Origin of the sequence: Enterobacter cloacae complex sp. P1B, assembly GCF_014982345.1 — a bacterium.
GTDB lineage: Bacteria > Pseudomonadota > Gammaproteobacteria > Enterobacterales > Enterobacteriaceae > Enterobacter > Enterobacter bugandensis.
In genome coordinates this window covers 65,180-87,087 of record NZ_JADCLF010000019.1, presented here as the reverse complement: position 1 = coordinate 87,087, position 21,908 = coordinate 65,180, and the positions used below count along the sequence as shown (strand labels likewise).

The following is a 21,908-nucleotide window of genomic DNA, read 5'->3' as shown; positions in this document are numbered from 1 at the left end:
GTTCATAATAGTAAATCTCCGGGCTGTGTATCTGGATGTAATTAGCAGATTCAGATTCAATATCTCATTTATTCATTTATTACGGCCAAACTTAATGATTCAGCCAGAGATTTATGATTAATCTGGTTGGTATCTGAGTTTTTCTGATTTTTTTATCACCGGTGACAGTTACCGCTACTAGAGGCATATTTATATTAGCAATATCACCTGGAGAGAACAAATCTGACACAATAAAATTTATTTTATTTGAGGCTGGAGTTGCTTTAAACCGATAACCGTCAACTTCGAAATCACTCTCTACATCTAGCTTAATGCCATGCTCAATAAGCGTCTTTTCTGCCAGGTCATAACATTTGAGGTTTACACGGTCCTGTATGTTTTCTACCCTTTTTAAATATTGTTCCGTCACTTCCTTTAACTCGGACAGTTCGGCTGATGCATAACCGTTGTTTTCAGCTTTATCAACTCCATTTAAAATTGATTCGACGGACCACTTAATTGATGAATCATATTCAATTATATGTTTAACAAGATCAGCGCTTTGGTAAGATTTCTTTTCATCAACTTTCAGTATTAATTTACTGTTAAGATTGACGATCCCATGCGCTACTGACTCAGATTCAAGTTCCTCCAGGTTGATTTCTTCGTTAGCCAGCACTTTTAGAACGTCCTTACTCGTCATATATCACCCCAAAATTGTTTAAGATTCACATTGTAAATGTAATAACTGATCTATTTCGCGCAATCTGGCCAGATAGTTAAAGGTCATTGCCTTCCCCGTTTCATCATTACCAAGACCATTCTCCAGCAGGTCTGAGCCAAAGTGGGAGCAGGCACAACGAAGAGTCATTGCTTGTGCATCGTTAAGCTTAGTGCCATTAATAATAATGGCCGGTTCTGCGGTTGAATTCTTTTCTACCACCAACTCACTATCTTCAAAAGATAACTTCGCAACACCATACATAATTGCGAAAGGGATCCAGCTAATAGAATACCCTAAAAATATGCAATCAATAACGCTCGCTGTAGAATTGTATTCTCTGAATGCAAGATGTGATATTCCTGCACCAAACACTAACATCACCAAAAAGAAAGTTATCTCTAATGCCCTTCGTTTATAAATAGTATAAAATAGAGCGATAGGGTAGAAAATTAAGCATGTGATCATGGCATCAATGATGTACATAGGTTCTCCTTTTTTAGGCTAAGCTTGCCATTAGCTAATTTACAAAGCATGGATAGCTAGGCTGGCAAAATATGGTGCCTTAATCTTTTCGTAATCGATGTAGCAACGTAGAGATACACCGAGCATCTTAGCCGCGTTTGTTTGTGTCAGTTTATGCTCCTGTCGCCATTTCAGGAAATCTGTGTCTGAACTTCCGTTTACTTTCTTTTCTAGGGCCAGAGCAGCGAGAGCAATTATCCTGGGAGGTTGATGGGATTCATAAGTAATGTAGCTTCGTACTGAAATCCCCAGTTCTTCTGCTGCGCGCTCCTGACTCCAGTCAAATCCACGGCGCCAAAGGCGTAATTCAAATCCAGTCATCTTCGTTCCTGATTGAAAGTATCACTAACAAAATCTGCAAAATCTGCATGTTTTGATTACAACTCTTTGAGCTAGAGATCGATTTTTCTTACGCGGTCCATCTCCTGCAGCTTCATGTAGATGGCACGTACTTGTTTTGCATACTTCTGCCGTTTTCTTTCCTGTTCTGGTGTCTGTTTAACACCGGCATTGTAAGCACCCACAGAGAACCAGTTCACTCCGTACTGATTAAAGTTTCGACGGAGAATGTACGCTCCTGCATAGACGTTGATGCATGGGTTGCGCAGTAAAACGTTCTTATCTATCCCAAAGTGTCTGAAGATAGAGTCAACGTTTCGGCTGTTAATCTGCATCAACCCGTAGTCATAGGTAATCGAGCCTTTGGTGTCAGGTTTGTTAACTCCGATAGCGTTACTGTTCAGGTGGCTTTCCTGGATCGCAAACGCGAGAAGCAGGAGAGGGTCTACTTTCATAGCTTCCCCGGCTTCCTTAAAGCAATAAGCCTGACCTGCTGCCGGCACGAGTAAAAAGATGAAAAGACAAAGGGCAAATGCTTTCATGCCGCTACCTCATAACCGTCTTGAGCTGAGCAGCCAGTGCTCCAGCATCAATATGAACCTGAACAGGTAACGACAGCACTCCCACACTCTGGAGTATCAGTATCAAAAGAATGGCTGTTAATGTGCCGGCCAGGGGAAGGAGGAACAGGCGGAACAATGTACCAGATAGCGATTTCTTAACTCTCTGGCCAACCATCTCTGCATTGTTGATCGCCTCGTCAGAAGCTCCTGAAAGTGCTTTTATCGTAGAATTAAGCTGTTGGTTGAGAGTCAGACCGTTTTTACTCAGCTCATTTTTCAGAATTCGGCCAGCCATGTTTTCAAGCTCATGCTGAGCTTGTTTCAGAACGTCTGCCTGGACCTCATCCTTCAAATGACCAATGCTTTCGTACTTCTTATCCAGGGCATCAGCTATGAGTTGAACAGATGAAATGAGTGCTTTTCTGACCCCGGTACCCAGCTCATCAAACTGAAGAAGAAAGCTATTAATTTTCTTCTCAGTTTCTTCCATACGTGTTGTGTTTTCCTCATAGGCTTTTTTTACAGCGGTATAAACCATATAGCCGAGGATTTTGTATTCAGACTCTCCACCCCGAACATCTATTTTAAACTCTTTGTAAATTTCTTCACAAAACAGGTCAAAATTATCAAACACGCTACTCATTTTTTACTCCATGTTTCTTCCGCATTAAAATTTAATGGAATCAAGTTTTGCAAATACGTCTGCAAAGTGCTTTTTAATCCTAATGCGAGAGACAAAGCTAAAAATCTCACTGGATTCAACCTCCTGTAAGGTAAGTCTGTTGGTTATCATAAGAACCAAATCCTGACCCAGTAATTTCTCATTTGGTTTAGTAAGAAGCATATATGCAAGTATGCTCTGTTTATGCTCGTAGGAATCACTATTGAGTTCAGAGTTTTTCAACTTTTCAATGGCCGGTCCAAAGTATTCGTTTACCCAGATGATAACTGGGATGCTCAGGTTTTCAATGATAGCTTTAGCACCGTTAAGTGTGTCGTTGTAATCACCGGACCCAACAATGACTGTGTGAATATAAACAGAGAAATCCATACCATAAAAAATATCAAATATCTGATTCTGTACAAGATAGTTTAGAAGGTTCAGGAAAGTATTTGAACCCGTATCAACAACAACCACCTCGGCATCTGTATCAATAATTTTTTGTACGACATCATCAAGCATGCGTGGATTTATCTCATTGATATTATCAGCCTCAGTGATTCGAAGGTGTTTAACATCTAGTTTCTCGTACTGAGTAAAGGTGGTATTAACCTGGTCGATGTCATAAAACGCGCATTTCTTCTTCTTACTGATTTTGAAATACATACCTAAAATCAAAGCCAGAAGCGATTTACCGCATCCACCTTTTCCCTGAATGATAAAATGTATTTGTTTTTTACCTGAAGTTTTCATTCATTATTTCCTGCGTTGCTTTGATAGGGGGCGTACTTCGCTGTTTTTTCTGTCGGTCGAGAAAGTTCATCCAGACTAGCTGGCGCTTTGGGCTGTGAGGATGTTGGTTGCTGGGGATGTAAAGTTTTTCCAGCAAGTTTAGGTTTTGCGACCTCACTCTCGCTTTTAGCTATCTCATCGGAACTGAACTTACGGATGTACCTTCCAACAGTGGTGCTATGAGCGGTTATGCCAATGATCTTCATGAATGCAGCAATCTGATCGTGAGAGTAACCATCTCTATGTAATAACAAAATGTATGGTTTAACAGGATCCAGTTTTGAAAACCTGTGCCCTTTCGGTTGATTGGCTTGCATGTATTCAGCAAGCTTTTCTTCGTTGTTTATCTGTTCCCCTGAAACAGAATTTACATTGCTGCTGCTTACTTTTTGCATTCCACTTAATACGCATTGGTTGTAATTTTTTTGAATGCTATGCGATAATCGATAAAAAATCAATCTTGCAAGAATATTTTTATGCTGCGTTTGTGCTGCATGTCAGATGCAAGGTAATGCGAGTAACAGCGTTCTCCTGCAAGGCAATGCAAGGTTCTGCGGTAGCCTGCACTAACGCTGCGCGTTAATGCGCAACCATGCGCTGAGGGAGTGCGAGGAATGCGCGAAGAATGCGGAGCAAAGCGCTTTAAGTGCGTTAGCACCTGTAAGACAGTGCCTTAAGGGCCGTCAGACCTTAAAACACAGGCACGTTCGTCATGTTCGACAAAAACTACGTTTTTTCTCACATGACCCGCGCCAAAGGGTGCCCCTTTGAAACCCGGAGCTGACGCTCCTGAAATCAACACCATTAACTCACGTTAATTTAGGGTAGAGAGATGGCAAGGCCAACCAAGACTGAAAGCGAAAAACTAACAGAAAGAGTTGCATTCAGGGTAACCCTTGCGACCAAGAATGAGTATGAACTCCGCCTTGCGAAAAGTGGGTTATCTAAATCGGATTTCTTCCGTGAATGCGTTATGACAGATCGGACTGAGATCATTGTTCCAGCTCCTGTTACAGGTGATATGCGGGAAAGTCTTCGGTTACTGAGCAATATTGCCAATAACTGCAACCAGATTGCACATGCCTTAAATATCGCTAACCAGGCTGGGTTGATTTCAGATGCCCTGGTCGAAACAGTCCTATCAAAAGTGTCTGCTCTTTTAGAGACCGCAAAGTCACAAAGGAAATAAGAATGCTTGTTCGTGTTCGCGGATATAATAGTGGTTTCGCTAACTACCTTCGCACAGGGCAAAAGAATGGGAATCATTTGCACCGTGATGATCTTGATAAGCGCCTGATACTTTCCGGTGATCTTGATATAACGGATGCGATTGTTAACGCTATGCCTGATACCGGTGATGACCGTTATCTGCATATAGCACTTCCTTTCAAAGAAGATTATATATCAGAGGAAGTACTTAAAACAGTAGTTGAGGATTTTAAAAATAGCCTTATGAATGCATATAATGAGGACGAGTATGCATTCTATGCCGAGGCGCATATACCAAAAATTAAAAGAGTCCTGAACGAAAAAACGGGCGAAATGGAAGACAGGAAACCACATATTCACGTTATAATACCTAAGGTGAATCTTGTTGACGGATCGTATCTCAATCCATTAGGTTATTATCCTCATAATGAGAAGTATGTTGAAGCCATTCAGGAGTCTATCAACTATCGCTATGGGTTCGAAAGCCCAAGAGATAATCGTAGATTTAATGTTACGGATATAAGTGATTTTATATCAAAGTATAAAGGTGATTTTTTTAAATCGGATGTTAGGAATTTCAAAGAAAGTTTGTTGACTGAAGTACTTTCCGATAAAGATCTTGATTACGCAAAGTTTATTTCCAAACTTGATGCGCTTGGTAAAGTAAAAGTCAGAAATCCAGGTGAAAAACAGTATCTCAATGTTACTCCAGAAGGGCATGTTAAAGGCGTTAATCTTAAGGACTATGTATTCACCAAAGACTTTATTGATTTACCATATGATGAAAAATTAAGTTTCATTACATCAAGCTCCGGCCGTCGCGATGATGAGAAGAAACAGCAGGATTTTGAACGCGATGAGAGACTATTAACTGAATGGTTAAATCGTCGTAGCCATGAAATAAAACACTTTCACCCAAACTCTAAGGAGTTTAAGAAGTATAAAAAATTACCCGATAATGAAAAACAGGATGTAATTTGTAATCTGTTATCTGTGAATAAAACTCAAAAGAATCAAATTCCCGTTTTTTCTGGTGCACGGGACATTAATATTCAAAATATACTTATTGAAAAAATGAAGGAGAAATATAATGTCAGAAGAAAAAAAGGTAGTCAGAAATCCAGCATTTTATGCAATGATGGAACAGGGCTATTTCGACTCAACAATCAAGAAACACAAAAACTTTCCCAGTATAGCGTGCGCCAACTGCAGTTCGGGCAACTGGATTCTTCCCTCTACAAACAAACCAGGTTGCTTTTGCAAAGTAACCAATCTGTGGTCATGGATGGTGGGGAGTCCGGAATTTCCGATTCTGTGCGATACCCAATTGACCGAGCTGATGCAGGAAGAGGAGGGCGGAGAGTAATCACCGGTGACTGGCACGCACAACACGAAGCAGAAGTTCGATACACGTTTAATGACATAAACCGCAGTAGTGATAACTATCTTGAATCTGTAAGGTCTGACGTTGCTGAAAGGCTCATTGAGAAAGCCGCAATTGGAGAAGCGGATTGGCAGTTGATTCGGTCAAGGATGAATGGCCACCAGTTGCTTAAAAGTCTGCAGCATTCCCACGGGCTCGATACAGCTAAGTACTCAGTGACAAAGTCCAGAAATGGGGAGGACCGCATACGTTGCGGTTCCCGCTCTTACAGCGTAAACGACTTCCTGACAAAAGAACTTAACCTCAACTGGCAGGAGGCAGGTGAATACTTAAAACTTGAATATGCCCGTCAGATCCGCAAAGAAGTTACCAATGACTTCATTGCTCCATCGCGTAGCTACTGGCATCAGTTTAAAGAGTGGGACAGAGAGCAAAATCCTTATGGCGCTGGCTGGAAAGAACTCAAAGAAAATCATGCCCGGCAGCGAACCGTGCTAAATAAATCTTTCCGACAAAAATCGTCTGAGGTTTGGAAGGATAACACCCTGACCTTGAATGAGAAAAAGAGCAATGTTGCGGCTCTTCGTCTCCAGAAGCTCAGGGCCAGGCAGGTTTTGCAGGAACAACAGAAAGAAGAACGTGCTCTTTTGAAAGAGTCCCTTTCAACTTACAATCGCTTTCTGGAATATCTCCGAATTCTTGCTGATGAAGGCGATCGCCATGCCCTCAAGGAGCTACGGAAAGCATCGAAACGGCAGACACCAAAACCTGATAGCAATTACTTCGAGTCACAGGCTGACTCCATCACGGTATTGCTGGATAAAGTAACTTATGCAGTCAAGAACAATGGTTCTGTCTCTTATCTAATTAATAACAAAGAAGCAGTTATTGATTCCCGCGAGTGGGTGTCAGTTGTGCAGAAACAAAATGATGAAGCTATTGAACTCGCTATCAGGCTGGCCCTTGAAAAAAATGGATATCGGCCTTTGACACTAAACGGAGATGAAACATTTATCGAAAATGTTCTCAGGGTTGCTAAAGAGAAGAATATTCATGTCAGCTTTGAAAGAGAAGATCTGAATAATAAATTTATATCTATGAGTGAAAAACACGAAAGCGGCATTCATATGGATAAAATGTCGCCTAAATCCAATTAATTTTGACTTTACCACACCGCCAGACCTGAGAGACACTTTGAATCGACAGCCATATATCGCGCAGCAGTCGAAGACGCGATCAGATATTTGTGAGGAGAACAGGCATTATGACACCTGAAATTGAACTGCGAATCCAGGCCTTCCGCCGTGCACTGGAGCTGGCTGCGGGTGAGCGAGCCAGTGAACCGGTGCCCTTTGCCTGGCATAAGGAGTTGGGGGCATTTCCGTTCGGTTGCTGTGAACTGGCGAGTCAGGCTCTCGTGAAGTATCTCAAAGACCATGACAAAACTCTGTTCCCTTATGTCATCGCCATGCAGTGGAATGAGGATGCTGATATCCACGGTCACGTCATCGTCGCACTAGACGGTGAATACATCGACCTGACCCTCGATCAGTTTGAAGAGTATAAAGATTGGGTTGTGGCAGAGCCGATAGAGTCTTGCGGGCAGATAAGCTCCTTGCTGCGGAAGGTTCGCCATCTTAAAGGCTCAATCACCACGCGTAAAGTGACCCTGGATGTCATTCCACACGAAGGCCATATACTGTATGGCTGGCTTAGAGCCACTGCGGACAACTTGCTTGCTGCGTCAGAACAGGATGGGAAACACAGCCGGATGCCTCAGCTGGTATCTACGGATATCTTGCCTCAGTACCGCGCCGGAGCGGTGGTCGATTCGTCAGATACCGCCACTGAGGTCACTGAAAAGAAAAAACGGAAGACAATGACGCACGTGGGGATCATTACAGAATGCTACCAGCCCCGCGAGGTCAGGCTACGGGAAACCAGTACCTGGTGGGTCAGTGAATGCGGTCTGCGCTTCAGAAAGAAGACAGGCGCCGCGGTAGGAAGCGGCGTCTGGAGTGCAAACCGTCTTGATTTAAAGAGTATCCGGGAAATACAGTCTGAAGATTAACGGCCGTGACGCATCATTCCGTCGTGTCCGCTTCCACTTCCGGACGTACACAACCTGCTAAATCAGGATGGCGGCAGGATTTTCACCCGATGTGCCAATCGCTCCGCCTCTTCCTGAACCCGGTATTCATTCGCCTTTTTCATCATTTCTGCCGTTGGTTCCGGAAGTTTCTCAAAGAATTCTTTAAATCGTTTAGCGACCGACTGCAGGGAAATACTGTCCGTGCGGGCGGTATTCTGATTCGTGTAAACCAGGCGTAAAAGTGGTCTGGTCAGCTCCTTCCCTTCCATAAAGCGTTTGAAGATCCAGAGATAAATATCAACCAGCTCCAGCCCAGCACTTTTCGTACCCGACTGGAAGACCAGCGGTTTGGCTGGCATGTTCTTCATATCCATAACCGGTAAACCGGGTCCGAGTACCCAGGGTTGCTCGCGGATCTGATAATAGAACTGGCTCAGCTCCCGCTGGGTGGTGTTAAACTGCGACTGCTGGTCAACAATGATGTCAGCTTTTTTCTTCGATGACCCCAGGCGTGAACATATACCGTGCAACACTGACTGAAACCCGATCATGTTGGGCATGATCTGCAGCTTTTCCTTACCGGTTTTGCAGTTATATCCCAGCTCGTCAAAGTGAACCATCGCCCAGGACAACGCATCGGAAATCAGCTCTACCGAACGGGGATCGCCCAGAGTATGCACGCGTGCAAGTAACGCCCTGCAGACATCTCTGAACAGGGTTGAGGCACGTTCATCATGGGCTTCGAGACGAGCACGCCACGCTTTTTCAGCTAGTTCATCATCAAACAAGTTTGCCAGATTCAGCAGCAGCGGGTAACGCAAGGGGGTCCAGTAAGCAGACCAGGGCACCACCGGATTGAGTCCCTGATCAAACACTTGGTCAAAGAACGAAATAATAGCGTGATCCCGTTTAACTACCTGCCAGACATCAAACCGTATCCGGTGCTTCTTCTGGAGGACAAGAAGCGTATCAACCACCTCATCTAGGCGGTGCATGCCCAGTTCTGCGGCGTGCAGGCGCTGTACTCCAAGTTTCTTGCGCAAGGCAGCAAGATCTGCTTCGGTAACCTTGTCCAAGTCATCCGGAGAGGAAATCACGCCGTAGGAAAGTACGGGCTGTGTGCGGTCAAAAAGATTAGGACCGGTATGACCGGTTTCATCTACATAAAAATGCATGCAGGGTTCCTTTATCAAGCAGGCGCAAGCGAAAAATATTGTTTACGCGACTGTAAGACTTTCCTGTCGGTGGGTGCAAGAGATCCGTTTAAGCATCTTTTCGGATCTGCGCGACGAGAAACCCGTAACAGATATGACAATTAAACTAAATGCACAAAATCATACCAAGTATGATATTTATCATTAATCATAAAATCATATCCGATATGATATTTACACACTTGGTATAAAATCATTCGAAGTATGATTTACCTTCTTAAATCACATAACCAGACGGAGCGTGCAGGATGGATGAGAAAGTATTCTTTCACCTAAGTTATGAAACTATGCTCGGCGACACGGAAGATTTCATTAACGCGTGTCTTGAACGGGCAAACCGTGCGGACTGCAATGATGCCGATGCGGAGATTACCAGAGCACGCAGCGCGATCGAACTCTGGTACCACCTGACGATGGCGGGCCGTGCCCCGGAAGAAGTCGCCGACAGGGACCATCTGCGCCTCACCGAAATGCTACTGCGCGCACCAACAGCAGAACAGCGTTCATGGCAGCAGTAACAACCTCCCGCAGGCCGTCGCCGCTGCAGCGGCGGGTGCTGATTGTGCTGGCCGCCCTTGATGCGAAACGTCCGGGGCCGGTGGCCACGCGGGATATTGAGCGGGTGCTGGAGCAGGGCGGGGACGTCCCGGTGTACGGGCCGAACCTCCGCGCCTCCTGCCGCCGCATGGAAGCCGCGGGCTGGCTGCGCACACTGCGTGCCCCGAACATGCAGCTGGCCGTCGAGCTGACGGACGCCGGCCGTTCGCTTGCCGCCCCGCTTCTCGCTAATGAACAGGCGCGCCTCCTGGCAGAGCAGCGTGCAACGGAGATTAGTGTACTTCCCCTGAGGCCGGACCGTAAGATGAATAACGTTCAGACCATAACGGAAGATCACCCAGTGGTTCTGGATGGCATCAGGCACATTGCGTGTTCAGCGGCTTTTGTGATTCGTATCGATGGTTCCACTTGCCTACAGCTTTGGAATGCTTCTGGTTTAGTGACACGGTTGGAAGGTGACCCTTTGCAGGTAGCACAGTGGCTAAATACATGCCACGATGCCGGGATCTATGTTCGCGTACAAGTGAATGAAAGCTTATCGAGGAATTCCTGATGGGTGTTGAACTGAACTACCAATTTCAAAAGCAGGTTTCTACTAAATGGGTCCCGGTAACTGACTGTTTTTCTAACGACAGAAGTTATCTGCTTTATTCATGGTTGGGGCTGAAAGAACGTAATGATGGAACAGTAACAGCTATCGCCCCACTCAGAGGTCTTCCAGAGGACATGGAGCTTTGCTGGGATGACGAATATGGTTGGGATGATAGCTTGGGAGAACATTCGTATTCCTGGCTACTTTCTGATGAGATACTTGCAGCTGCGCGTCCAACACCTGTAGGGTGCGATGATTCAGGGCCAGTAGTTGATGAGTTTTGCTCTGAGGTTAAAAAACTACACGAGTTATACGGGGCGGTAAGGATAGTGCTGGGATTCACCGGCTAAATTATTTGTCTGACAGCACACAATAATTATTTATTAACTATTTGTTATATTAATTACACCAGGTACGACTTTGAAAACAAAAATGGATTATGTAAGACAGTTTCGACAAATTAGTGATGCCGATAATCTGGAACGGGTTATTGAACATATGGAAACTAAGTTATCTGACAATGAATTTCAGATTGTCCAGGCCGCTGCCGATCACAGAAAGGCAGAGTTGGCTCTAAACCGATATTTCGATAAAGTCCCTAAAGATGCATGGAGATATGTGCGATGATTCCTGAAGAGAAGTCGAACTTAATTAAGGCAAGACTTATTCTTGCACAGCAGTTATTAGAGGAAGCTGACTCATTACCTGGCCTTGAGGGCTATAACTTCAGCAAACCTGACAGTAATTCTGATGACCCTTTCTTTCATATGCGGCACGAAAGAGAAGCTCTCGTAGTTTACCTCCTCCTGACTTGTTTTGACCTTTTAGGGCAGTCGCAACCGCATGTAACGTTAATGAAATGGCTAACAAGTAACGATCCTCTACTTGTTGAGGAAAGAAGAGTTGCAGCTGAAGGGCTTGACTCCGAAAACAATGATTGTGTTGCTCATGCTTTAGGGCTGGTTGAATACTATAACAGGCATCACGGAGCAACCGTTGCCTTTAATTCCGGAATTGATCAGCTTCCCGAAAGCGCCAGAAACCATTTGTTGTCTACAGTACAAGTTGCAAAAGAAGATCCGGATGCAAGGAAACCTGAAAATCAAGGAAAAAATATAAGTTTTTGTGGTATCCCAATTAATAATGAGGCTAGGGTACTAAAACTTCAAAAGGATTATTTATATACAAAACGAAATGAATTCACGCATCAGCTTTCACAGAGACATTTTTCATCGGTCCCGATGATATCAGGTATTGGTCGGAACCCTGACTCCAGTAATACTCTTCCGGTGTTGGGAGCCTCTTGGAGTCTTTTTGTTTTAGACGGTAAAGTACATTACGGTGGCGTTAATCAGGAAGTAAAAGATAAATATGTATATACGCTTACAGACTGGCCGTTTGCTTTATTTGAGGTGCTGTATTCAGCGCTCGGAGAACAGTTTGATCGGACCTCAATAAAATTGAAGTTCTTTATTCAGGTTATGAAACCTGAAGAAGGTATTGTCGTAAATCATCCCTCTGTTGAGCATGATAAAATAGCTGAGCTCCTGTTACGCGAGCATGGCGTCACCAGAAGCTGATAGGTTGCATTCCAGTGATTCGGTTGTGTGCGTAGACTTACGATTTCTGGAAGATCGACTGTCTTCCAGCATTTTCTGCGTTTAACATAATGCGTGTTAAGCGCACTTAAGTTATTGATATCTAATGTTTTATTTGGTGCGTGTTAATTTTCCCCTATAATGGGTCTTGCAAGGATTTACGTCAGTTTGCAGTTGCAGGATGTAGCAAATCCCATCTTTTCTTCGCATTGGCATTTTAGTAGTTGTCACTGCGTCCGGCTTATAAGATCATACGTCGTTATACGTTGTTTATGCTTTAAGGAATCCGTGATGAGTGAGGCAGAAGCCCGCCCGAGCAACTTTATCCGTCAGATCATCGATGAAGATCTGGCCAGTGGTAAGCACACCACAATTCATACCCGTTTCCCGCCGGAGCCGAACGGCTACCTGCACATCGGGCATGCAAAATCTATCTGCCTGAACTTTGGCATTGCCCAGGACTACCGGGGACAGTGCAACCTGCGTTTTGATGACACCAACCCAGTAAAAGAAGACATCGAATACGTTGAGTCCATTAAGAATGATGTCCAATGGCTGGGCTTCAACTGGTCTGGTGATATCTGCTACTCCTCTGACTATTTTGATCAGCTGTACGCTTACGCGGTTGAGCTGATCAACAAAGGTCTGGCCTACGTTGACGAACTCTCTGCCGACAAGATCCGCGAATACCGCGGTACGCTGACCGCGCCGGGTAAAAACAGCCCGTTCCGCGATCGCAGCGTGGAAGAGAATCTGGCGCTGTTTGAAAAAATGCGTGCCGGTGGCTTCGAAGAAGGCAAAGCCTGTCTGCGTGCCAAAATCGACATGGCATCGCCGTTCATCGTGATGCGCGATCCGGTGCTGTACCGCATCAAGTTCGCAGAGCACCACCAGACCGGCAACAAGTGGTGCATCTACCCGATGTACGACTTCACCCACTGCATCAGCGATGCGCTGGAAGGCATTACGCACTCCTTGTGTACGCTGGAGTTCCAGGACAACCGTCGTCTGTACGACTGGGTACTGGATAACATCACCATTCCTGTGCATCCGCGGCAGTACGAGTTCTCTCGTCTGAATCTGGAATACACCGTGATGTCCAAGCGTAAGCTGAACCTGCTGGTCACCGACAAGCACGTTGAGGGCTGGGATGATCCGCGTATGCCGACCATCTCGGGTCTGCGCCGCCGCGGCTACACCGCTGCCTCTATTCGCGAGTTCTGCAAGCGTATCGGCGTCACCAAACAGGACAACACCATTGAAATCGCTTCTCTGGAATCCTGCATTCGCGAAGACTTGAACGAAAACGCCCCGCGCGTGATGGCCGTTATCGATCCGGTGAAACTGGTTATCGAGAACTATCCGCAGGGTGAAAGCGAGCTGGTCTCCATGCCTAACCATCCGAACAAACCGGAAATGGGAAGCCGTGACGTGCCGTTCAGCGGCGAGATCTGGATTGACCGCGCTGACTTCCGCGAAGAAGCCAACAAGCAGTACAAGCGTCTGGTGCTGGGTAAAGAAGTGCGTCTGCGTAATGCTTACGTCATCAAAGCCGAGCGCGTGGACAAAGATGCGGAAGGGAACATCACCACCATCTTCTGTTCTTACGACGCCGAGACTCTGAGCAAAGACCCGGCAGACGGTCGCAAGGTGAAAGGCGTTATTCACTGGGTGAGTGCACACCACGCGCTGCCGGTTGAGATTCGCCTGTACGATCGCCTGTTCAGCGTGCCTAACCCGGGTGCGGCGGAAGACTTCCTGGCGACCATCAACCCGGAATCTCTGGTGATTAAACAGGGCTACGCTGAGCCGTCCCTGAAAGCTGCTGAAGCGGGCAAAGCGTTCCAGTTCGAACGTGAAGGTTACTTCTGCCTGGACAGCCGTTACAGCACGGCAGAAAAACCGGTATTTAACCGTACCGTGGGTCTGCGTGATACCTGGACGAAGATCGGCGAATAATAACGTTGCAGGGTCTATGAAAGACAAACGCCGCATAATGCGGCGTTTTTTTTAAGCTACGTTCACTGATTAGCAAACGGCACATCGTGTTCTTTCAAAAGCAGATGTACCGTCCCTGATCATGATCAGTGTAATCTGTTACGAATTCCCTTTGGGATGCCATTCATTTCCGTTTGTGGCGGAGTCGCCAGTTCTTGCTTCTTTGATTCAAGCTCCCTTTGTCTAAGGGTCTCGAATTTCTCTTTTTCAGACCGACACTTTTCATTAAGGTCGGCAAGAGTTTCTTCACATCTGTGGAGTTCATCTTTAAGAGAGAGTGTGAATTTTTGAATTTGTTCTATAAATTCAGGTAACACAAACTTCTCTCGCTCACCTTTGCGATAGACCAGTTCCTCCGGAGACCAGTTACGTATACCCGTGAGCGTAAAGCGCATTTCATTCTCGACTGATCTCACGCTAATTTGCATCCCCTGGTAACTGCCGGCAATTTGTTCAATTGGCCTTCCTTGTTCCTTTCGCATTGTTACAGCGTCACGTATTGTGCTCATGATATGGCTGTTCATGGCATGTAAATCTGAAATAGAAGAATTAACCGGATCGTAAACCTGGCCAGCTATTGTGAACACTGGCGCATTTTCTTTCATATGTTCCAGTTCATTTGCCACGTTTTCTTTAAGGACCTGAGCATCCGCCACCTTCTCGTATAGAAGGTTCATTCTGCTGAAGAACCTCTCTTCTGAACCAGATTGCTTCTCGTTTTCTGCCAGAATTTCACTAAATCCGCTCATCACAGATAACTTCTGTTCAGACAAAAGCCGATTAACACGTTCGCGTGCCGGGCTACTAAAATCAGGATCCGAGAGAGAGTAAAAGTGGGCGGCCTGTTTTAAGTCCACAGTATGGCCATACATGCCGGTTTCAAAAAGCTCCCCGACTTTATAGCGGGCCTCATCATGGCCACCTTCAGCAGCTGCGTGCAACAGGTCAATTGCAGTTGTCGGATCTGCTTGAACACCGATACCGTCGAAATAGCAGAATGACAGCAAATATTTCCCTTCCATGCTCCCTGCTTCTGCCAGTTGCCGGACTGAGTCAAACAAATGCAGATCCGAACAGTTACCTTCCTGCTGTCTTGAAAAGAGTTCATTCGCAGTAATTTCCATCGCTGCAATTTCGTCGTCAGTCAGTTTTCTCTGGGAGTCGGTTGACTGTACTTCGGTGAACATATCTGTTTGCAGCTTAGCGGAAGTATCTGGCGTCGGCGGAACGCTTTCTGTAGCGGCCAGACAAACAACAGATGGCAAAGGTAGTTCTACCTGAAGTATCCCGGCAGCTGCAATCGCTGATTTATCAGTAAGACGGCGTACCCATCGTCGGTCCTGAGATGGGGCGAAAGAAAAACGCCCCTGCTCACTCAGAAGCTTCATTACCCTGTATTCATCACTTCCTTTTTCAGGGCGGTTACTGAATTTAACCTGCAGGCGGTTCAGGTCTGTATTGTAAATGACTGACCCATATTTAAACGGAATAGTCAGATACGTGTCCTGGCTTTCTTTTTCAGGGTTTAATGTTTCGGCTGCCGCCAGGGTATTTGCAGTTTCAGAGTCAGCGGTCCCGGTGGTGTCAGATGACATTACTACCGGGGCGTCAGGTGCAGCCGTTATTAAATCCACCTCAAGATTGACGGTTTCGACACCTGTCGGTTGAGACTCTGGTGTGCTGTCAGGATTATTTTCGGTATTGGTGTGATCGTCGGTCTCTTCAGGAGGTTGGAAATCCAGTTCGATTAACTCACCTTCAGCGGGCTCTTTGGTCGTTGCGGCCGCGACTGGTTTACTCTCAAAAGCTGTGCTGGACGGTTGCCAGGTCGAAATATAGTCTTCATCATCCTGCATACGTTTGAGTTCCGCCATTACCTCTATGGAGTCCTGGCGAAGCGCATCCAGATAGGCTTTCTGCGGATAGTCACCACTGATAGCCTCCTTAGCGACATCCAGATCCTTTTTGAGACGCTCGATATTCGCGACACACCTGGATTCCGAATTCACTGAGTCGCTCAGAAGATTATCGAGTCGTACAAAGAGTCCGGTAGGACTGAACGAGTCGCCGGCACTGTAGCGAATCTCCATCCCGTCGATGCTGAGTTTTTGGCCATCAGCGCGCTCAATAACGAAGTGCGTATAAAGACCCTTTGCGTTTGAACCGGCTCTGACGCTCAACTTCAGGCCGCGATAAACGCCTACGTAAACCGGGTCACGAACATCAAGCGCCATGTTGTCGACCGATTTACGCATTTTATCTTTCAGGTAGGTTTCCAGAAGCTCAACTGCGTTTTCAGGAAGCTTTACGTCGTCTGCTTTTCGCCAGTGGAACTTTGTAACGCCTGTATCAAGCCCCGATACCCCTTTATGGTGTTCAATGTACTGAAGGTCATTGCGGATTGGCTCCAGTAAAGCTTCCAGCTCACTTATCTGCTGAGGAAGACGAGTAACACTGGCTTCAAGTGAATGACGGCTACGCTGCCAGTTCCGGTACATTGTCTCTTGTTTTCGTTTGTCAGCGTCAATTTTCACCTGCAGGAAGATGAGCTGATTACCGGTAGCGCTGGCTTTCATTTCAGCTGCATTAGCCGCGTCGCCGGCAATATCCTCAATAATGCGGTCAGTCAGTGAACCGTTGCGGAATTGTTCAATGCCGCGCGCTTTAACCTCGATCGTTTGCCACATTCTGGCGTCGTAGGTTCGTTCTGTTGCGTAGCAGCATATCTCGAGCTCAAAGTTCTCTTTATCCTGCTCAAAGAACATGTTTCCCTGACGAATACCGCGGCCATGGCGTTGCTCTAAATCTCTCGGGCGCCACGGGCAATCCAGGTCATGTAAGGCAACTAAACGACGTTGTACGTTGGTCCCTGCCCCCATTTTGGATGTTGAGCCAATGAGAATACGCACGTCGCCGTTGTTAACCGAACGGAATAACTCCTGCCGCTTCTGGTCGTTAGTCGCATCGTGAATAAATTTAATTTCATTGGCGGGAATGCCGAGATCGATAAGCTTTTGACGCATATCGGCATAAACAGAGAATTTATCCGGATCGATACTCTCGCCCAGAATTTCATCCATCGAGAAGCTGTCTTCCGGTGCGGCCACTTCTGTTTCGGCATCATTGTTTGGCCTTGCGGTGAACTTACCTTTCGGCGTAGACAGATCGCAGAAAACCAGCTGGGTTCCTTTACGGTAAGTATTCTCCTCCCATATTTTGTGAATACGACGGACAGCTTCGTTTACCTTACTGCCCTCGTCGTCCGGGGCGTGCGGGTCTACCAGGCGGAAGTCGAGTGCTGCGATTCTGGCATCATGAGTAACCTTCAGGGCGTTATCGATACGCGGATCTTTAGGCATGTTCTCCATGCGGTAAATAATCGAGCCCGGATTCCAGTCTTTGATTTCACGGCCAAGGTTGTCCAGCGCGGGACGTCCGGTAGTGGCATCAATAACGGTCTCCATTTCCCCCATAAACTGAGTCTGGAGACGTGAGCGCGGGACTATCACTGATGTGGGTTTCCCACCCTTTAACTTCGGTACCAGACGTCCAGTACCGTCTGCCAGCGCCTGATTGGCTAAATCAGCATGGGTTACTACATCTGCGAATGAGCGGTACATGCGCATTAATTCAGGAACGTTCGTGAACTTGGCAAATCGGGCATTGAGGCGATAATTCACGCCTGTTGCATCCAGCTCCCAGCCTGTTACTACCTGTCCGAATGTGGAGGACCAGCTGTCAAACGCTGCGATATTCTTGCTCTTAAGTTCATCGTACTGCATGTAGCGTTGCAGGGTATAAAGCTCAGCAAGGGAATTGCTGATAGGGGTGCCGGTGTAAAAATACACACCTTTTCCATCGCGTTTCTTCTGGATCCAGCGACACTTGAGGAACAGGTCCATGGCTTTTTCAGAGCCCTGCAGGTTACCCAGGCCTGCAATACGCGTCTGTGAGGTTACGATGGCCAGATTTTTAAATTCATCGGCTTCATCGACAAACAGCGCATCAACACCCAGCTGATCGAAGGTAAGTAGATCGTCCTTCTTGCCGGTGTCAGAGATTTTTTTGATTTTCTCTTCAAGCCGCTTTTTCTGCTTTTCCATCTGTTTGACAGACGGATCCCTTGAACCAAGCGATTGTTTGAAGTTCCTTAGCGACTGGCTGATATCATCAACCTGCTCTTTAAGGAATGCAGCTTCATCTTCCGGGGACAGAGATAAAAACTTAAAGGAAGAGTGACCGAGAATAATAGCATCGAAATCACCGGTGGCTATCGTCGCGAAAAGCCGTTTACGGTTGTCCTTTTCAAAATCGGACTGCTCTGCAACGAGAACGTTGGCGCCCGGGTACAGCTTATAGAACTCGTCTTTCCACTGGCCCAGTAAATGGTTCGGAACGATAACGAGAGGTTTGTTGACCAAACCCATACGCCGTTGTTCCATGATTGTCGCTATAGCAGTTAAGGTTTTACCGGCACCAACGACATGATCTCCCAGGCCACATCCCTCCTGGATGCCGCGCCAGATTGCATTTTTTTGGGTACCACGAAGCTTTATATCTCCACTTGCCTGAGGAAGAGTAAGATGGGAGCCATCGTAGGTTCCTGGTACATGGGTGTTGAACCTGTCGTTATATCGCCTTGCCAGCCTCTCTCTTCGTTCCGGGTCGGTCCATATCCAGTCAGTGAACTCGTTTGCAATTTGCTCGGCCTTTCCTTGAGCAGCAAGAGTTTCTTCCTGATTCACCTTGTAAATAGGAGAGCCGTCGTCATTGAAACCAGCAACGTCTTTGACTTGCACCGGGGTGTTGTTAAATAGTCGGTCAAGAATCTCAAGGGCATCCATTCTTTGGGTGCCCCAAGTATTTTCGAGCAGATCTTTATTGCCCCCTTTGAATTTCGTTATCCATTTGCCAGCTGGAGGGACATAAAGAGCGCTGCACTCTTTATCGGCGATCCCAAGGTGGCCAACGATAAATGCCTGAATATCCTTTTGCGGTAGCCAGGTGCTGACCAGTTGAACAGATATGTCGATGGCATCAATATCAGCAGGTAAGCTGGACTGGAGAGCTTCAGCACTTACCTGCAGCTCGCTGAGTAAAAGGTCTGTGTCAACCGAGAGAAATTTTTCAGCTGCCTCTGGCTTGAATCTCTGACGCAGGAACGCGTCACGAGTCTGTTCTGTTAACGCGGGGATACCTTCGATAATCCCCCTGGTTCTTTCCAGTTTGAGCTTAACGTTACCGGAAAGGAATGTCTCTGCAGTCTCGTATTCAAGGGTTAATGGATTTCTGTAAACCAACCCAGATAAATTCCTCAGAGCGACCTCAGGCTCGACTGAGGCAAGGTCTGAGATACGATCGATATCAACGCGGCCACTTTCGTTCAGGCAGATTACAAGCGCGTCTTTTACCGTTTCGGCCGAACGCTCAAGTGTGTTTGGCTTGTTAACGCGTTTAGTGAATATGGCTGCTTTTCTGGCAGAAGGCTTACGAGGGACAGTTCCTTCTTTATCAGCCATCACTTTGGTGACGCCCTTATCGTATTCTACTTCTAGCGACTGAAGTAAGGGATATGCGGGGTCAGTTTTGAGGACTCCCTTATTCGAACGACTTGAAATGAAATCATAATTCTTAACGTGCCGGTCATATAGCTTATTCAGTTCACGGCGTACTGCGTCCATTTCTGACTGGGACGATGCCTCCTGAGTTTCGAGTTGAATAAGTCTCATGAGGGTATCGCGAACTTTAATCGCGCTACGAATGCGATCGTTTTCTGCTATGGAGCGAGGGGCATAATATTCGTAGTCACCCTTGCCCAGCATGTCGGGTTTTCGAATACCGATCTTATCGTCAGGGGTAACAAAGAAGCTATCAACTTTGATACCAGTATCCGTAAAGTCCACCTCCGGGTGAGCGTCAGCAACTTCATCGTTCGCAACGGTTGTTTTTGATGTAAAACAGTTGCGCGGCAGGACTGAAAAACGGTTGTTGATCTCGGCTCTGAGATCAAGTCCCGACTCAGCTACGCATTGAGGTGCGTGTCCAAATGCATTCGATTCGAGCTGCATATTGCCGATAATCTGCTCGGGGTGGTTCACATACCAGGCGTTGACTTCGAATGACTCACCGGTTTTGGGGCAACGCATGAACCCAGTATTCACCCAACTACGGTCTGGTTCTTCGCCGGGCCTGGCCTTCTGCAGGAAGACAATATCGGTTGTGACCTCCGTAAGCGCATTCTGGCGGAATGCGTTATTTGGTAAGCGAATGGCCCCAAGGAAATGAGCACGGTCGGCAAGGTATTCCCGATGGTCACTTTTCTTTGAGTCCATAAAGAATCGGCTTACCACCATTGCCGAAATACCGCCCTCCCGGAGAGAATCCAGGCTCTTGGCCATGAAAAAGTTGTGAATTGAAAAGCGGCTTATTGCAGGGTTTCGTGAATCGTTAACCCTGAAATCACCAAAAGGCGGGTTGCCAACAGCAATATCAAAATAACCTTCAGGGGATCGGAAATCCTCAAATCCTTGCTTAATCGTGGTAAATTTAGGATAAAGTTGACGAGATATTCTCGATGATATTGAATCGATTTCGTTCAGAGTCATATCGGCTTTGAACGGGAGCTTACCAGCAAAGTGGCCTATCCCCGCTGCAGGTTCGAGAATGCGAACACCATCGCCTACGCCAAGACGACCAAGGGCATCATAAATGCCATCAATAACCTCAGGAGCGGTGTAGTGGGCATTGAGTGTTGAAGCGCGTGCCGCTTCATAATCGGCGGAAGGAAGAAGCTCTAATAACCTGTTGTATTCACTCTCCCAGTCCGTGTTCGTTTCGTCGAAGGCCTGAGGAATGCCACCCCAGCCTACATAACGGGCCAAAATGCTTTGTTCGGTCGGCGTTGCCTGGCGCTTTTCTGCTTCCAGTTTGTGCAGAAGTTCAAGCGCCGCAATATTATCCCTGTACTTTGTCCTGGCACCGCCGGCGCCAATATCTTGAACGCTGCTTAATCTGAAATTATCAGGTTGGTATTGACTCCCTGAAGCTCCAGCTGCTCCTGTTCGCTCATCCCCTGATTCGGGTTCTCTGTCAGAGCGTTGATCTCCTGGTCCTGTTGGTTGATCAGTGTCGAGTAAAGAATCAGGAAACCTTTCGCTTCCAGCATTTGCAGTTCCGCTGGCTGGTTCACCGCCCAACGAGCCAGAATTTTCCAGCCCTGGCTCTTCAAGGAGCGATCTCTCTGAAGTTGTTTGATGGTCTCCGGAGAGAGAATTCTTGCTGCTGTGGTTGTGTGACTTTCGTTCCCGATTATCATTTGTTGGCTCCTCAACTTTTTTGGTCATATAACCCTCTTTATTCCAGTTGGTACGTATTAACTGGAATGATGAGGGTTAGTAGTTATTTAGTCAATGAAGCATGATGCAGGGTGCAGTCACTGATTGGTACCTGCATCTCTGGCATTCCTTCGCGTTCCCGGCAGAAAACGTGGACTTCACCATTTTCTACAATGCTCGGCTTATCAATTAGCTCGAAAACGTCATCATCAATTTTGACGTAAAACGTAACTTTACGCTTTGCATCTTTTCCGAGTTCCTGACCTCCTGAGTTCTCTTGCGAAGAGGTAGGGATAGCGTCAGTTTTTTGCGCCCCGCCGTCGCCAGTCTGCTGCGTGCCGCCGTTGTC

The 21,908-nt window shown here is 46.5% G+C and carries 19 protein-coding genes; 9 read left to right on the top strand and 10 right to left on the bottom strand.

Going from position 1 to position 21,908, the window contains the following annotated elements:
• Positions 1–91: 91 nt before the first annotated feature.
• The 7 genes from INF77_RS22370 to INF77_RS22340 form a co-directional block, all read right to left on the bottom strand.
• Complete coding sequence (locus tag INF77_RS22370) at positions 92–682, bottom strand: hypothetical protein (protein ID WP_193532990.1); 591 nt, start codon at positions 680–682, stop codon at positions 92–94.
• Between the two features lie 18 nt (positions 683–700).
• On the bottom strand, positions 701–1,186 hold the full coding sequence (locus INF77_RS22365; RefSeq protein WP_193532989.1) for a hypothetical protein: 486 nt from the start codon (positions 1,184–1,186) through the stop codon (positions 701–703).
• 39 nt (positions 1,187–1,225) lie between these two features.
• Entirely contained in the window at positions 1,226–1,546 is a 321-nt protein-coding gene (locus INF77_RS22360) for a helix-turn-helix transcriptional regulator (protein WP_193532988.1), read from the bottom strand.
• A gap of 71 nt (positions 1,547–1,617) precedes the next feature.
• Positions 1,618–2,106, bottom strand: a complete 489-nt coding sequence (locus INF77_RS22355) for a lytic transglycosylase domain-containing protein (protein WP_193532987.1) — start codon at positions 2,104–2,106, stop codon at positions 1,618–1,620.
• 4 nt (positions 2,107–2,110) lie between these two features.
• Entirely contained in the window at positions 2,111–2,770 is a 660-nt protein-coding gene (locus INF77_RS22350) for a hypothetical protein (protein ID WP_063425366.1), read from the bottom strand.
• Positions 2,771–2,794: 24 nt separating this feature from the next.
• Positions 2,795–3,541, bottom strand: coding sequence for a hypothetical protein (locus INF77_RS22345; RefSeq protein WP_063425364.1), 747 nt, complete (start codon positions 3,539–3,541; stop codon positions 2,795–2,797).
• Positions 3,538–3,975: a hypothetical protein gene (locus tag INF77_RS22340; RefSeq protein ID WP_193532986.1), complete on the bottom strand. Its 438-nt coding sequence runs from the start codon at positions 3,973–3,975 to the stop codon at positions 3,538–3,540. The genes INF77_RS22345 and INF77_RS22340 overlap by 4 nt, the downstream gene beginning before the upstream one ends.
• A 437-nt stretch (positions 3,976–4,412) precedes the next feature.
• On the opposite strand from INF77_RS22340, the gene mobC reads away from it, so the two are divergent.
• The 3 genes from mobC to INF77_RS23375 all read left to right on the top strand — a co-directional run bounded on the left by mobC (position 4,413) and on the right by INF77_RS23375 (position 8,244).
• Positions 4,413–4,769, top strand: coding sequence for a plasmid mobilization relaxosome protein MobC (gene mobC, locus INF77_RS22335; RefSeq protein WP_045336870.1), 357 nt, complete (start codon positions 4,413–4,415; stop codon positions 4,767–4,769).
• Positions 4,770–4,771: 2 nt separating this feature from the next.
• Positions 4,772–7,330, top strand: coding sequence for an LPD7 domain-containing protein (locus INF77_RS22330; protein ID WP_193543106.1), 2,559 nt, complete (start codon positions 4,772–4,774; stop codon positions 7,328–7,330).
• 107 nt (positions 7,331–7,437) lie between these two features.
• Positions 7,438–8,244 (top strand): hypothetical protein, encoded by an 807-nt coding sequence (locus INF77_RS23375; RefSeq protein ID WP_227414024.1) that lies wholly within the window; start codon positions 7,438–7,440, stop codon positions 8,242–8,244.
• 62 nt (positions 8,245–8,306) lie between these two features.
• Here INF77_RS23375 and INF77_RS22320 read toward each other — a convergent pair whose 3' ends face one another.
• Complete coding sequence (locus INF77_RS22320) at positions 8,307–9,440, bottom strand: DUF3800 domain-containing protein (RefSeq protein WP_193532955.1); 1,134 nt, start codon at positions 9,438–9,440, stop codon at positions 8,307–8,309.
• 287 nt (positions 9,441–9,727) lie between these two features.
• Here INF77_RS22320 and INF77_RS22315 point away from each other — a divergent pair, with 287 nt between their 5' ends.
• The 6 genes from INF77_RS22315 to glnS all read left to right on the top strand — a co-directional run bounded on the left by INF77_RS22315 (position 9,728) and on the right by glnS (position 14,186).
• Positions 9,728–9,997, top strand: coding sequence for a hypothetical protein (locus INF77_RS22315; RefSeq protein ID WP_193532954.1), 270 nt, complete (start codon positions 9,728–9,730; stop codon positions 9,995–9,997).
• Positions 9,985–10,590 (top strand): hypothetical protein, encoded by a 606-nt coding sequence (locus tag INF77_RS22310; protein ID WP_193532953.1) that lies wholly within the window; start codon positions 9,985–9,987, stop codon positions 10,588–10,590. Before INF77_RS22315 ends, INF77_RS22310 begins: the two co-directional genes overlap by 13 nt.
• On the top strand, positions 10,590–10,979 hold the full coding sequence (locus tag INF77_RS22305) for a hypothetical protein (RefSeq protein ID WP_193532952.1): 390 nt from the start codon (positions 10,590–10,592) through the stop codon (positions 10,977–10,979). Before INF77_RS22310 ends, INF77_RS22305 begins: the two co-directional genes overlap by 1 nt.
• A gap of 82 nt (positions 10,980–11,061) precedes the next feature.
• Complete coding sequence (locus INF77_RS22300; RefSeq protein WP_193532958.1) at positions 11,062–11,256, top strand: Hha/YmoA family nucleoid-associated regulatory protein; 195 nt, start codon at positions 11,062–11,064, stop codon at positions 11,254–11,256.
• Positions 11,253–12,209 carry a hypothetical protein gene (locus INF77_RS22295; RefSeq protein ID WP_193532951.1) on the top strand — a complete coding sequence of 319 codons (957 nt, stop codon included), beginning with the start codon at positions 11,253–11,255 and terminating at the stop codon, positions 12,207–12,209. Before INF77_RS22300 ends, INF77_RS22295 begins: the two co-directional genes overlap by 4 nt.
• Before the next feature lie 309 nt (positions 12,210–12,518).
• Entirely contained in the window at positions 12,519–14,186 is a 1,668-nt protein-coding gene (gene glnS, locus INF77_RS22290) for a glutamine--tRNA ligase (RefSeq protein ID WP_193532950.1), read from the top strand.
• A 125-nt stretch (positions 14,187–14,311) separates the two neighbouring features.
• Here the strand turns inward: glnS and INF77_RS22285 are convergent, their stop codons facing one another.
• Positions 14,312–21,568: an SNF2-related protein gene (locus tag INF77_RS22285; RefSeq protein ID WP_193532949.1), complete on the bottom strand. Its 7,257-nt coding sequence runs from the start codon at positions 21,566–21,568 to the stop codon at positions 14,312–14,314.
• A 55-nt stretch (positions 21,569–21,623) separates the two neighbouring features.
• Positions 21,624–21,908 (bottom strand): hypothetical protein (locus INF77_RS22280; protein ID WP_193543105.1); only part of this gene is annotated, 285 nt, incomplete at its 5' end.